Genomic DNA, 13694 nt, shown 5'->3' with positions numbered 1-13694 from the left:
CTGATCGGGCTTCAAGGTAAGTTCGCGAAATATTTCGCCAACAGCATCCGCCCCGTAACGCACCACCTTTGGCATTGGCATTGCTGAATCTTGGAATCAATAGGAGTAGAGTGGGCATCCTGCCCGCTCGAAAATAAGGAGGAAACTGGCAAGATGCCAGTTCTACACAAGATGCCAGTTCCACGCCTGATGCCCATTCCACAGGTGCGACCCAAGGCCGGGTTCCCCGGCCTAGGAGGCGCGCACCTACTCTTAAAATCATTCCATTATTAAGCAACGCCTTGGCATCACTGCAATTCCTTATATAATTCCTTAAACCGACGCTGCTGCTGATTATGATCGACAATTGGTGCTGGATACCCACACATTTCGCGTCCGCTTTCAGGAATCTTCCCACTCACCACATACTCCGTATCCACAGAACTCAACTCCGGTAACCATTCCCGAATATACTCACCGTCCGGGTCAAACTTTTTAGCCTGACTAGCTGGGTTAAAAATTCGCAATGGTTTAGGATCCATCCCACTAGAGGCACTCCATTGCCAACCACCATTATTAGCACTAAGGTCTCCATCCGATAACCGCTGCATAAAATACTTTTCCCCCCACTGCCAATTAATAATCAAATCCTTAGTCAGAAAACTAGCAACAATCATCCGACAGCGGTTATGCATCCATCCGGTTTGATTTAACTGCCTCATCGCAGCATCAACGATCGGGTAGCCAGTCTTGCCCTCACACCAAGCTTGAAAGAATTCTGGATTATTATCCCAGGGAAAATCTTGGAATTTCTGGCGATAAGGTCCTTGTGCTAATTCTGGGAAGAAATACATAGCATGTTGGTAAAACTCCCGCCAAGCCAGTTCCTGTTGCCAAGTTTGGATACTTTGGCGAGCTTCATCACTGCGACTCAAATTATAAGCATTCTGAGCGGCCTGCCAAACCCTGCGAATCCCAATCACACCAAACTTGAGAGCAGCACTAAGTTTCGAGGTACCATCCACCCCTGGGAAATTACGTTGTTCGTGATAATCCCCAATAGTGCGATCGCAAAATTCCTCCAGTATCTCTTGGGCTACCTTTTCCCCTGGTGGCACTAACAGTTCATTCTCCCAGACATACCCCAAATCTATAGCACTAGGTAAATCAGTCACCCCTGCTGCTAGGGCATTGTCTTGTTCTATTTCCGTCAAGGATTCAACCCTAGTCAAAGTTGCCACAGGTTCTGCCTTAGATTGACCTTGCCAATTTTTCCAGAAAGGAGTGTAGACACTATAGGGATTGCCAGACTTAGTGAAAATTTCTCCTGGTGCGTGTAATAACTGATCCCAATAGTTATAGACAGCAATACCCTTTTCCTTCAACCCTGCTGCTACATCTTGATCCCGTTCCTTAGAATAAGGTTCCACATCCCAATTCCAACAAACAGCCTTAGCCTCCAGAGCAGCAGCTAAATTAGGAATTCCTTGCCTAGGGTCTTGATGTAGGATTAATAGTTGACTACCAGCTTGCCTGTAACCCTGCTGCAATTGTTCTAAGCAGCCAATCATATAAGTTACTCTTGCTGGGGCAATATCATCCCGCTCTAGAATAGTAGGGTCAAGACAGAAAACACCGACAAGCTTGGGACTTAGCTCAAAAGCAGCAGCTAGTCCCACATTGTCAGAAATCCGTAAATCACGGCGATGCCAGAATAGAATCAGGTTAGTCATTCAAGAACGGGCGAGCCATAAAAAAGCTGGAAATAGATTTAGCATCCACTGGCTCACCCTCCAAGATAGCTTGTTCTAACTCTTTTGGTGTCATTAAAACCACCTCTATATCCTCATCATCATCTTGCTTAGGAGGGGCTTCCAATTTCTCCAAATCCTCCGCCAGAAACGCATAAATGTACTCATCGGAATAGCCAGGAGCAAGGGGAAATTTCCCCAAAGATTTCCAGCGATGAGCGCGATAGCCAGTTTCTTCTTCTATTTCCCGTTTAATAGTTTCAGCTGGGTTTTCATGGGATTCTACCGTACCAGCAGGGAATTCCAAAAGACGCCCACTAACAGCAAAGCGATATTGCCGTACTAGTACCAGTTTACCATCGGGTGTTACCGGTACCGCCAAGGAACCACCAGGGTGACGGATACATTCCCATTGCCCTTCTGATTGATTAGGAAGACGTAGATTATTCACCTCGAAACTAAATCGTCTTCCTTGGAAAAATAGGTGTTTTTTCAGGAGTTGAGGGGGTTCTTGACCAGGTAGCATAAGAAGTATGAAAGATTAAGGATTAAGCATTCAGCGGTCAGCGGTCAGCGGTCAGCGGTCAGCGGTCAGCCAAAGGCTGATAGCTGATAAGGGTCAGCGGTCAGCGGTCAGCCAAAGGCTGATAGCTGATAGCTGTTCGGTGTAGCGTGCGCGTAGCGCTAATCGCTGTTCGCTGATACGCGACACGCTGATAGCTGATAGCTGACCTGCGATCGCAAATCCCGTCACTGATTCTACCCAATCCGGGCAATTTGTGCCAGGGAAGCACCAAGGCTCTTTCCCCCATGGGCTTTCAGCTTTAGGCTAATGGTTACCAGACCTAGAGTAAGGGTGACTGCTTCCCGGATGCCAGTTTTTTAAACTCCAGTTTTTTAAGCTGTCGTCCCATCTGTGTTTAGGAATTCAGTAACTAATGTTACCAGCTGTTTAGAACTAACTGTTACTAAGCTGTTGCGCATTTAAACTGTGATAACAGCATTGCCTTTGTTTTTTATTTTTCGTACCCATTTTATAATTAACCCTCCTTCATTTAAAAGATGATTTAACAAACATTCTAATTCTTCAATTGATTTGAAAACTCGATTGGCAATATATTCTTTTGCTGAATGCCAAACCAATTCAATTAAGTTATAATCAGGACTATACTCGGGAAGATATTCTAAATAAATATTCGGCATATCTTCTTCTATTTTATGAATATATTCGGCTTTTTTGTGAAAACTAGCATTGTCTAAAATAATGACGATTTTCGGTCCTTTCTTAGCAAAGTCTTCTAGTTGATTACCCGCTTCCATCCATTCATTTTCTAGCTCTTTATAAAAGGTTTTTAAAACTTCATAAAAAGTTTGACTATTGCTTTTTTTGAGGAAATCTACAAATCTTTTTTTATCTGAATATCGCAAAGCTCCCATCACATTAACTCTCCCTTGCCTTTCGGGCAAAGCCCGACGCTGCGCGAACGGTCTCCTCTAACTTTTTTTCGCTTTCCTCTTTTACACCAGTTTTTTCTTCTGATGACTCTCAAACTAAATCCGCTTTCATCCCAAAACCATACCTGAAGACGCTCTGGGCTTTCTTTTTCTATTTTTAAATACTCATCTAGTTTCTTTTTAAATGCTTCCCTTTTTTTATGGTCTTTTTTAGAATCTAAGCTATACTTTGACCAAAGGTAAACATATTTTTTCTTGACTAGTATCCTACGAACTTGAGACCCACTTAACTTGATGCCTGTTGTATCTTCTAAATGAACGGCTAATTTTTGAGCTGTCCATCGACCAAATTCATATCCTAATTCTTCGGGTTCTTTTTCGACTAATTCTAATAATACTTCTATATATTGTTTTGTTGCTTTTTGGTGATTGCCTTTCATTCTTTTATCTTTAAGACTCTCTAAGTCATCTGGATCTCCGTGGACACACCAATAACAGACTGTGTTCTTTGAACAACCCAAAACTTCAGCAATTTCTAACTGTGTTTTTCCACTATTCAACAACAGCAAAATTAAAATACGTTCTCTAATATTTCCATTTTCTTCTATTTTTAAGGCTTTTTGAAGTATTGTTTTTTGCTGTCAGATAATTTTTTGCTGGCATATTTCCTATTATTGGGTTATTTATTAATTTTTATTATACCAATTTAAATGCCGAACAGCTTACCTTGGCTATTTTACATCCGTCTAAGGTTTAATATTAATAATTTAAGATTGATAATCTATCCTAAAAATCGTTAATAGCGATATCTTTATTATTTCATAATAATTAGATTTTTATCAGTAATTAAACGGAGTTAAAATTAGCTGTATTTGGTTATAGTAGTGATACCGTTATATAGCATTTTTAGTTGAGTTGTGAACATAGTCGCGCTTGGGTATTGGCAAAATGCAAGAGGCAAGAGGCAAGAAATTATATAGGGATTTTTGGTAAGGTAAAGAACTGTCATCCTTTTCAAGTGATCAGCAACAAATGCCAAATTGGCATGACAAACAATACCTAATAGACTAAGCTAATAATTAGATTGACATCCCCACGGGTTAAAACCCCGTGGATTCTGTGGTTATACTACAGCCAATGGGTTTAAACTACCTTGGCTTTAAGCCTATCAATAGACTACTAAATCCTTAGGCTATTATTAACAACCTGTCGATTAGTTTGGTGGTGGAAAAACCAATCAAAACATCTGTTCAAAACCTCTGTTGTTTTGGTATGAAGCAGGACTGGCAACCCAAAACTAAAGTAAAGTGCCATCGCGCTTGTGTCCCTCGAAGATTTTTGAGGTTTTGCGATCGCTTAAGTAGCTCATATCAGTAGCTCATATCAGTAGCTCATATCAGTAGCTCATATCAGTAGCTCATATCAGTAGCTCGTAGGTAGGGAACCATGACTTGGTGCATTAATCCCGATTGTTCTAAACCTTACAATACAGAAGATACCCTATTTTGCCAAGCCTGTGGCTCGGACTTACTCTTGGCAGAACGCTATCGCGTGATTGGGTTACTCAGTGACAAAGGTGCTTTCGGTAAAACCTATGAGGTACTTGATCACAACAGTGATCAAAAAAGTAATCACAACACTCTCAAAGTTCTCAAAGTCTTGACTGACTATCAATCTCGGGCAATTGAGCTGTTTGAGCAAGAAGCATGGGTGTTGAGTCAGCTGAATCATCCAGGAATTACCAAATCAGAAGGAACCTTTATCTTCTCCCCCAGAAACCACGAGATCAGCTTAAACTGCATGGTGCTCGAATACATTGAAGGACTAGATTTAGAGGAGTATCAGCACCAACACAACAAGCACCCTATTGACGAAACCTTAGCCTTGGAATGGCTATCCCAACTGTTGACACTCCCCGTCCTTTAAGGACGGGGAGTGTCAAATATATCTCCTTTGGTTTTCGGGTAGTCTGTGATTTGATCTAAACTTTAGCAAAGGGAACAGCGGATCACCGGAACAAAAATTATCACAATTCCTACACGGATTGCTATTTCAATCTAAACTTTTGATTTAAAGTGCAGCATTAACGCAATGGTTTATTTGTAGACAGTTTGCTTATCTTCAGCCTTGACAGTCAACCGTCAACCGTCAATCGTCAACCGTTAACAAAACCTGCTTAACACAGGACTGAACTAGACTTGGTACTCACTCCATTACTAATGTCTTCTAAGTTCTCAATAAAATTACTCCAAGGTTCTGTATAAGTTTCTGTGTAAGTTCTCGAAAAATCTAGAATAGGAGTTTCTTGTGCTGACCCAATCCAACCACTCACTGGAGAAATTAACGGGAAAAGCCACTCATAGTAACTCTGGGGAAACGGAGTACTAGAGAGTTCCATGATGCTCTTATAAAATAGCCCAAACGTCCCTGGGTCAATTTTGTGCTTCTCGACAGCAACTTGGATGAATTCCTCTGGACTCAAGCCTACATAACTTTGGCAGATTGTTACCCAATTCTTTAATCGTCGCCTCGCCTTTAAGCTCAGCGAAATAAATTTAACTCCCTTGAGTTCCTCAAATTTAGGAGACTGATTTAACACCTCCTCTAGGCCGGTGGTATCCGTCGAGCCACTGAATTCCCTTTGCAACCGTTTAGCGATCGCTAAATTAATCTCAACTAATTGCTCTACTGGTCGCCACTGAAGCTCTGCCAAAATTTGCTCCATGGAAATAGGTGGTGTCAAAGTAGAGGGACTCGATTTCTTGTTCCGTTCAATAGCTTCGATCGGGTTTTCCTCACTTACCAAGAAGCTGATCAACTCTTCCGTTGTCCAACCAATACCTTTAGCCAGCCTCTCTAGCTTCTCTAAGCTGGGAGTATTATCAAAATTCATCCAATTTGTCAAGGTGTTGTTAGTGACATTGACTTGCCTAGCAAGTTCCCGGACACTACCAAATTTTTGAGCCAGTACCTTAATCAATTGACTTAGCCTTTGGTGAATTTTGCTGTGTTTTAAGGAACTGTCTTTACTTGTGTCCAATTTTTTTACCACTCTGTTCTGATGAAATAATCTAACACTTCCCGATCCGGTAAGTGTGGGCTCGGGCGTGACCATTATCGGCTTTGGTAGGGAGCACCCTGATCGAAATTGACCCCAACTGGCTATGCGATCGCATAGCCAGAAGCGAAGCGCGTCCATATAGCACTACGCATTCAAATTAGGACATTTTCTTGATGCAATAGCGAGTGGGGGAAACCACGGCAATAGCGAGTGGGGGAAACCCCCAAGACCGCGCTGCCTCCCCAAGACCGTAATGGTGCGTTTTCCGCATCTAATTATTAAATTCGCCACGGGTCGCACCTCTGCATCGCTCCTAAACTCCGAAACGTGAGTCTAGCTTACTTCTGACTTCTGACTTCTGACTTCTGACGCTAAGCGTAGCGCCATACCACCATCCTGCCAAAACATGAATGGACCATCGCTAATCTTCTCCGTGAAAACTCAGTGGCAACTCCCTGGTGGGCAAAAGAGTATCTTACGTATAATCACGGTTGTACAATATTTTTAACAAAATTAGGATGGTTGTGAAAAGGGTTGAACATCGACACCATATGTTAAAGCATCAGAACTGGGATAAAAGGGTAACCGCGAAGCAAAGCAATACCCTTAATCAGGAAAATCAGCAACTCAAAATTAAGTCAGATAAGTGCTACATTCCCATGACAAGTGGCCACGCTGGTTCTTCAACGTTAGTCCGTTGGAAGCAGAAAGTCACTACACAGAAAGTCACTACACAGAAAGTCACTACACACAATCGAGTGAATTTCTCGAGCTACCCACTGTGCCCTCCCCGCTACACCAAACCGGAGAAGCCTGTAGCTCCCCAAGAACAAGTAAGTAACTTAGAAGAAACCTGTGGTAAAATCATTCATCTGCTCTGTACATCTGACTATGGGAAACTGACTCAAGATGAATTGAACAGGAAGTGCCGGTATTCAGAACAGCGACTTGCCCAAGGACTGAAACAGCTTGAGCTTGAAAAGGTAATTCAGTTCAAGTGGGGCATGTGGGTGATCATTAATCACCAACCCATCTGTCCTAAATGTGGTCTCAAAACTCGTGTAGTTAATTCTGCCTTGACACCAGGGAAAATTAAATCAATCTGTTCAACATGTCTCGAGTTAAAGCGTATTCAGTCAAAATTGCCGTTTTGATGAACTGCACTAAATTCTTAAAGGGTGGAGTGCGTTGTGAGGAGAATGAGCAGCGAAAGCTGCCAAAAAATGGAAAATGGACAAGGAACCATCCACAAGCAGCCATTGGATAATGTGATTTATGGGATTTTCACCTGTAGCCATTGGTCATCCAAGAAAACAGTCTCAAAAACTGTTGACTCGAGATCTAGGAATCTGATTTGAGTTGTCAAACCTCTTAGGTGCGCTTTCCGTTTGCTAATTTAATTCGCCACGGGTCGCACGTGATCATGGGGTGATCAGGTGATGGGGAGGAAGTTGATAATAATGTATCCCTTAGCAGTCCTATGGAAATCAGGGAAACCATTAGTTTAATGCAGCATTCCTCCCCTCCTAACTCTACGAGTGTAGGCGGAATATCCAGCTGCAATTTTTAATCAACGAAAAACCATGCATCGCCCAATTTACCTAGACTGCCATGCCACAACACCTATGGATCAACGGGTGCTTGAGGCAATGTTACCCTACTTCACTGAACATTTTGGCAATCCATCCAGTATCAGCCATACCTATGGCTGGGAAGCTGAAGCGGCGGTGAAACAAGGGCGTCAGATTCTGGCAGATGCTATTCATGCCACACCGGTCGAGATCATTTTTACCAGTGGTGCCACAGAGGCTAACAATCTAGCCATTAAAGGGGTGGCTGAGGCATATTTAAGTAAAGGACGTCACCTGATTACCGTACAAACTGAACACAATGCTGTTCTTGACCCCTGTCATTATTTAGAAACCCTAGGGTTTGAGGTGACATTTCTACCAGTAAAAGCTGATGGACTAGTGGATTTAAGCCAGCTGGAGCAGGCTTTCCGTCCTGATACCATTTTAGTGTCAGTGATGGCAGCCAATAATGAAATTGGAGTGTTGCAGCCATTGGCCGAAATTGGGGATCTTTGTCGCCAGCATAATGTACTTTTCCATACAGATGCTGCCCAGGCTATTGGCAAAATCCCCTTGGATGTGCAGTCGATGAAGATTGATTTAATGTCCTTGACAGCCCATAAAATTTATGGACCAAAGGGCATTGGGGCTCTCTATTTCCGGCGTCGTAACCCCAGAGTAAGGCTTGCACCCCAGCTCCATGGCGGTGGGCATGAACGAGGGATGCGTTCTGGTACACTTTATACCCCTCAGATTGTGGGGTTCGCTAAGGCTATAGAACTGGGGTTAGAAGAACAACCCTCAGAATCTCAACGGTTGATGGAACTGCGGGAGAGTCTGTGGAAATCTCTCTCTAGACTAGAAGGTATCCAGATCAATGGTCATCCTACCCAGCGATTGTCCGGAAACCTTAACATTAGTGTGGAGGGAGTAGATGGCGCAGCCCTGATGCTAGGATTACAGCCTGTGGCAGCCGTTTCTTCTGGCTCAGCTTGTTCCTCGGCAACTGTAGCTCCTTCCCACGTACTATTAGCCCTAGGACATCCGGAAAATCTGGCTTATGCCTCCATCCGGTTTGGAATGGGACGCTTTAATACCATGGCGGAAATTGAGCAGGTGGCTGAGCATACGATCACAACTATTCAGTCTCTGCGGCAATCTCAAACAGTCAAAATTAATTGAACAAAATTGTTGAGCGCAGTCCCTAGCCATATTTTATAATTTGGGTGGGGTAACCGAAACCAGCTTTGAAATTGCATAGGTGCGCTCTTACTTGGCGAATTAAATTCGCCACGAGTCGCACCTGAAGCCTAAGCTTCTAGGCTACGATCAGATCGGTACGGCAGTGGTGCTATCCCGGTGAGGTTCCAACGCCCACGGGAACGGGCACCAAGAGAAAGGAGATTTCGCTCCTTAGGCACAACCAATTCCTGCAAGAACTTTAATAGATATTTTCTATTAGCGAAAGAATCCCCAACTATCAATCTTTGAATTAGTTCCGGTGCGTTCAATGTGAGTTTCCCTTGAGTTATCAAAAGAATTGATCTGCTATGATGATTGAAGCTAGCTAAGGCTGTGTGAAAATTCACCGTTAGCAGTCCGGCAGGGTCGAAGCCTATTAACTTTGGTTCTAGTGTTAACCACGACAGGACAAACCAATTCGTCGTCAATCTCTCAATGGTAGGGCGGGAATCGTCGAAACCCCAGTCAGAAAGACAAGCGGGAAACCCTTGAGTAGGCGAATCAACAGGGGATCAGGACATAACACGGAAATACGCGGGAGCGTGGTAGCCCCGTCTTTTTAAAGCGGGGAGGAAACGCGACACGGCAGTTTTAACTGCCGTCAAAAAAAATGTATAATGATGATGTGAGTACAGGCAGACGCCTATGTGATGAAGCGACTCTAGTACCGGAGAGATACCGACCCTCAACGATTACATTGCGCTAATCCTCTTGTGAACGGGTAAATAATTGCAGATCGCAGAGCGTACCGAACTGGCTAAGTGGTAGTACCTGGAAAGCATAATTTTTGCAAGAAAAGTAGCGGGAACTGTTGGGATTGAACTGACTGACAGAACTCAGTAGGGGCGCTTTGACTACGCCTGTAAGATTCGTTTATGGATTCTTAACGAATCCCCGCGTCTAAAGACCGGGGAGTGTCAAATCCCCAACAAGGCAAACATGTGTGCCTGTAAACCCTAAATCTAAGCAGTAAAGCTGCTGAAACAGGGAGATTCAGGAGATATAGACAGAAACCCTGAAGAATATCTTGACCTCTAGTCAGGAAATACTCAAGCTAATAAAAAATCAGAACTTTTGGATAGATTGGTGCCAATTCGGTAGTTTGTGGTAAATCCCGAACAATGCCGATAAGGGGTCAACTGACTTGTAAGTCCTAATCAATGATTCTCCGGAAGTTTCCGGAAAGTCGTCGGATTTACCTGGTATAATTGCCGTAACAGCCACAGAAGCTTGAGATTTGGGAGTCTGCTGATAAAGACTCCAGAAGCAATAATCGAGCTGAGAGCCATTGAAGTATCAAACAATAGTTAAGTTATTCTGTAGTAAATGCATTGGCTGTAAGCAAAAGCGCTTTTGGGATTTTTTCCTGAAAGCCAAAAGAGATACCTCCTCGTCAATTAACAATTGACGTGCTATACACGGCTTCCGGCATCTGCCGAGAATTACCGGGTTAAATTTATCTGTATGAAGCAGTTGTGGAAAAACTCAAGTTAATTAGGTGCCCTTGACCTTGGCGAATTAAATTCGCTGTTTGTCCGCGCCTCCAAGGCCGCGAGGGATTGCTCGCGGCCTTGGGTCGCGCCTTCGGGTCGCACCTCAAAAATTTTCGACTTTGGGACAGAAGATCCTAGTGGAAAGCGAGTCTTAAAGTATAGAACCAATGTCGCGCCTCCAAGTGGTACAATCAACAGAGCCGCTACAATCCCATTCACCAAACCACAAAACCCCCTGTCAGCACCCCCCTCTAAACAGAAGGGGCTTCGAGACAGTTTCAGGGCCATTGACTACAGCCATTAACTACAGCCATTAACTACAGCCATTGACTACAGCCATTGACTAAAGTTGTCCCTCAAACAATGAGCAACAAAATACTCTAATTATTCATAGTATATTTATTAGTCCCTGTGGCCGATCAGTTTAATGGCAGTAAATCACCGAACATTTCAGACCTAGAAATAGAGTACGACTCCTATCGTTAACTGTAGGACTAAGCGTACTACCAAGTTTTGAGGAAATTGCATGCCAAAGCAAATTATTATTGCAGAGCAACATCAACTTGCTGCTGTATTTTGGGAAGATCAAATTCAAGAACTAGTAGTTGCCACCGGTAATCACCAGGTCGGTGATATTTATCTCGGCGTTGTAGAAAATGTCTTACCGGGTATTGATGCAGCATTTGTCAACATTGGTGATCCCGATCGCAATGGTTTTATTCATGTGACAGACTTAGGACCATTGCGCTTGAAACGCCGGTCTGGTGCGATCACCGAACTGCTGACTCCCCAGCAGAAGGTGTTGGTACAAGTGATGAAAGAACCCACTGGTAACAAAGGGCCAAGGCTCACAGGTAATATTAGCTTACCCGGTCGCTATTTGGTGCTGATGCCTTATGGCCGAGGAGTGAACTTGTCTCGGCGGATTAAGAGCGAAAGTGAACGCAATCGCCTCAGAGCTCTAGCAATTCTAATCAAACCATCGGGCATGGGAGTGCTGGTGCGCACCGAAGCTGAAGGCAGAGCCGAAGAAGCCATTATGGAAGATTTGGAAAACCTGCAAAAACAATGGGAAGCTGTCCAGCTCGAAGCAACCTCTACCAGAGCACCAGCCCTACTTAATCGGGATGATGATTTTATTCAGCGTGTCCTCCGGGATATGTACACTGCTGATGTTAATCGGATTGTGGTCGATTCTAGTACTGCAGTCAAACGGGTTAAACAACACTTGTTGAGCTGGAGCGGAGGTCAAGCACCAGAAGGGGTCTTGATTGACCATCATCGCGATCGCATGCCAATTTTGGCATACTTCCGGGTCAATGCTGCAATTCGAGAAGCCCTCAAGCCAAGAGTAGATTTACCATCTGGTGGCTACATTATCATTGAACCTACCGAAGCCCTAACTGTAATTGATGTGAACTCTGGTTCCTTTACCCGCTCAGCTACAGCACGGGAAACGGTTCTGTGGACTAACTGTGAGGCAGCAACAGAAATTGCCCGCCAGCTGCGCCTACGTAACCTAGCTGGGGTGATCGTTGTTGACTTTATTGATATGGACACTAGGCGGGATCAGTTGCAGGTTCTCGAACACTTCAATCAAGCCCTAAAAGAGGACAAAGCCCGACCACAGATTGCCCAGCTTTCGGAACTTGGCTTAGTGGAACTGACTCGCAAGCGCCAAGGGCAAAATATTTACGAGTTGTTTGGTAAAGCCTGCGCTACCTGTGGCGGGTTAGGTCATCTGGTACATCTTCCCGGTGAAGTGGAAGCAGAAGCACTAGAGACCTTAGCACCGATCCCGTCACCGACGGAGCGAAGCATTCCAGAGTTCCCCGAACCCGTAGAGTTATCTCCTGAGAATGATCAGGAGTTGGACTTGCTCAATCACCCCAGTTATCAGGAACGGGGAGCGGTAAATAATCGCCGCCGCCGCCGCCGTCGTATTGATGACCCCGTGATTAGGGAAGAACCAATTACTAGGGGAGTAAATAGGGTGATCTCTGTCTCATCCAACTTTGATGCCATCACAGAAGCCGAGGTATCCACCTCAGGAGTAGAAAAACCCCAGCTAGTCAAGTTTGCTCAAGAGAAGGAACCACCAGAATTGGTCAGGGTTGAAATGAGCCCAGAAGAACAAGATGTTTATGGGTTGATGGGCATTTCCCCTATACTACATTTAGACCGAGAGGTGAAAGATCCTAGGTCAGCAATTATCTCAGTGTTACTGCCGGGAGAAAAAATCGAGGATAATGAAGAAGAATTATCCAATACAACTACCGATTCAACTACCGATTCAACTACTGATTTAACTACCGATTCAACTACCGATTCAACTAATAGTCAATCCTCCATCGACGATCAGCTAGAGTTAGATGAATCAGAATTGGTGCAATCTACTGCTGCCACACCAATTCCAGAAACTGAATCTGATCAACTGAGTACTACCAATGGCACTATTAACAGTCCCCCCATAGTGCGCCGCCGCCGTCGCCGTTCTTCAGCATTGGATAAATGAACACGGACAAAGCCACTGAAGTGTGTGAGTTACCGGATTTATCCGGTACTCCCTCCTTAGTGGCTGGAGTAGATGAAGTAGGGCGAGGTGCCTTATTTGGTCCAGTGGTGGCAGCAGCAGTGATTTTACCTGTATCTGTCCTGCCACAACTGGCTCTAGCTGGCGTTAAAGATAGTAAAAAGTTGTCCCGGAAACGACGCCAAAGGCTGTCTGAAGAAATTCAGGGATTGGCACTGGATTGGACTATTGGTTATGCCACTAGTGCAGAAATTGACCAGCTCAATATCTTACAGGCGTCATTGTTAGCTATGAAACGGGCTGTGCTTAAATTAAAAGTTAAGCCCGATATTTGTCTGATTGATGGGTTACAGGTGTTGCCAGATTTACCGATAGCACAACGAAATCTAGTAAAGGGGGATCAGCGATCGCTTCATATTGCAGCGGCCAGTATTGTAGCCAAGGTGTGGCGTGATGATTTAATCATTCGTCTAGCTGCCAAGTATTCAGAGTATGATTTGACAGCAAACATGGGCTATGGTACCAAAAAGCATCGGTTAGCACTACAAAAATACGGACCATGTCGGCTGCATCGCATGTCCTTTAGCCCCTGTAGTATAACTTGTTAAC

The 13694-nt window shown here is 44.2% G+C and carries 11 protein-coding genes and 1 pseudogene; 5 read left to right on the top strand and 7 right to left on the bottom strand.

The window, feature by feature from the left end:
- The 5 genes and pseudogenes from LYNGBM3L_RS41985 to LYNGBM3L_RS38980 all read right to left on the bottom strand — a co-directional run.
- Window positions 1–262: hypothetical protein (locus LYNGBM3L_RS41985; RefSeq protein WP_143764241.1), on the bottom strand; the 262-nt coding region annotated here is incomplete at its 3' end.
- Between the two features lie 25 nt (window positions 263–287).
- A complete protein-coding gene (locus LYNGBM3L_RS27955) occupies window positions 288–1712 on the bottom strand; it encodes an FAD-binding domain-containing protein (protein ID WP_008189337.1) in 1425 nt (474 codons plus the stop codon).
- Complete coding sequence (locus LYNGBM3L_RS27950; protein ID WP_008189336.1) at window positions 1705–2256, bottom strand: NUDIX hydrolase; 552 nt, start codon at window positions 2254–2256, stop codon at window positions 1705–1707. The genes LYNGBM3L_RS27955 and LYNGBM3L_RS27950 overlap by 8 nt, the downstream gene beginning before the upstream one ends.
- Window positions 2257–2356: 100 nt before the next feature.
- Window positions 2357–2542, bottom strand: a complete 186-nt coding sequence (locus LYNGBM3L_RS27945; protein WP_044495103.1) for a hypothetical protein — start codon at window positions 2540–2542, stop codon at window positions 2357–2359.
- Between the two features lie 172 nt (window positions 2543–2714).
- Window positions 2715–3848 (bottom strand): annotated as a pseudogene (locus tag LYNGBM3L_RS38980) (IS630 family transposase).
- A 783-nt stretch (window positions 3849–4631) separates the two neighbouring features.
- On the opposite strand from LYNGBM3L_RS38980, the gene LYNGBM3L_RS27930 reads away from it, so the two are divergent.
- Window positions 4632–5111 carry a 4-Cys prefix domain-containing protein gene (locus LYNGBM3L_RS27930; protein ID WP_008189333.1) on the top strand — a complete coding sequence of 160 codons (480 nt, stop codon included), beginning with the start codon at window positions 4632–4634 and terminating at the stop codon, window positions 5109–5111.
- 250 nt (window positions 5112–5361) lie between these two features.
- On the opposite strand, the gene LYNGBM3L_RS27925 is transcribed toward LYNGBM3L_RS27930, so the two are convergent.
- Together LYNGBM3L_RS27925 and LYNGBM3L_RS44480 are read right to left on the bottom strand one after the other, a co-directional pair.
- The gene (locus LYNGBM3L_RS27925; RefSeq protein ID WP_161603197.1) at window positions 5362–6225 is read right to left on the bottom strand and encodes a helix-turn-helix domain-containing protein; all 864 of its coding nucleotides are present in this window, start codon (window positions 6223–6225) and stop codon (window positions 5362–5364) included.
- A gap of 165 nt (window positions 6226–6390) precedes the next feature.
- A complete protein-coding gene (locus LYNGBM3L_RS44480; protein WP_154659943.1) occupies window positions 6391–6537 on the bottom strand; it encodes a hypothetical protein in 147 nt (48 codons plus the stop codon).
- A gap of 233 nt (window positions 6538–6770) precedes the next feature.
- On the opposite strand from LYNGBM3L_RS44480, the gene LYNGBM3L_RS27920 reads away from it, so the two are divergent.
- The 4 genes from LYNGBM3L_RS27920 (at window position 6771) to LYNGBM3L_RS27900 (ending at window position 13693) form a co-directional block, all read left to right on the top strand.
- A complete protein-coding gene (locus LYNGBM3L_RS27920) occupies window positions 6771–7400 on the top strand; it encodes a hypothetical protein (RefSeq protein ID WP_143764240.1) in 630 nt (209 codons plus the stop codon).
- Window positions 7401–7829: 429 nt separating this feature from the next.
- Entirely contained in the window at window positions 7830–8999 is a 1170-nt protein-coding gene (locus LYNGBM3L_RS27915) for a cysteine desulfurase family protein (RefSeq protein ID WP_044495099.1), read from the top strand.
- Window positions 9000–11078: 2079 nt separating this feature from the next.
- Window positions 11079–13067, top strand: a complete 1989-nt coding sequence (gene rne, locus LYNGBM3L_RS27905) for a ribonuclease E (protein ID WP_008189318.1) — start codon at window positions 11079–11081, stop codon at window positions 13065–13067.
- On the top strand, window positions 13064–13693 hold the full coding sequence (locus LYNGBM3L_RS27900; protein WP_008189316.1) for a ribonuclease HII: 630 nt from the start codon (window positions 13064–13066) through the stop codon (window positions 13691–13693). Before rne ends, LYNGBM3L_RS27900 begins: the two co-directional genes overlap by 4 nt.
- Window position 13694: the final 1 nt, after the last annotated feature.

Origin of the sequence: Moorena producens 3L (genome assembly GCF_000211815.1) — a bacterium.
Classification (GTDB): domain Bacteria; phylum Cyanobacteriota; class Cyanobacteriia; order Cyanobacteriales; family Coleofasciculaceae; genus Moorena; species Moorena producens.
Note: the sequence above shows the minus strand (reverse complement) of the source record. Positions and strands in the feature narration are given on the sequence as shown.

Excerpts from the sequence above, each read along its gene's own strand:
- LYNGBM3L_RS27955 (WP_008189337.1), bottom strand. The coding sequence starts at position 1,712 with ATGACTAACCTGATTCTATTCTGGCATCGCCGTGATTTACGGATTTCT.
- LYNGBM3L_RS27950 (WP_008189336.1), bottom strand. The coding sequence starts at position 2,256 with ATGCTACCTGGTCAAGAACCCCCTCAACTCCTGAAAAAACACCTATTT.
- LYNGBM3L_RS27945 (WP_044495103.1), bottom strand. The coding sequence starts at position 2,542 with ATGGGGGAAAGAGCCTTGGTGCTTCCCTGGCACAAATTGCCCGGATTG.
- LYNGBM3L_RS27930 (WP_008189333.1), top strand. The coding sequence starts at position 4,632 with ATGACTTGGTGCATTAATCCCGATTGTTCTAAACCTTACAATACAGAA.
- LYNGBM3L_RS27915 (WP_044495099.1), top strand. The coding sequence starts at position 7,830 with ATGCATCGCCCAATTTACCTAGACTGCCATGCCACAACACCTATGGAT.
- rne (WP_008189318.1), top strand. The coding sequence starts at position 11,079 with ATGCCAAAGCAAATTATTATTGCAGAGCAACATCAACTTGCTGCTGTA.
- LYNGBM3L_RS27900 (WP_008189316.1), top strand. The coding sequence starts at position 13,064 with ATGAACACGGACAAAGCCACTGAAGTGTGTGAGTTACCGGATTTATCC.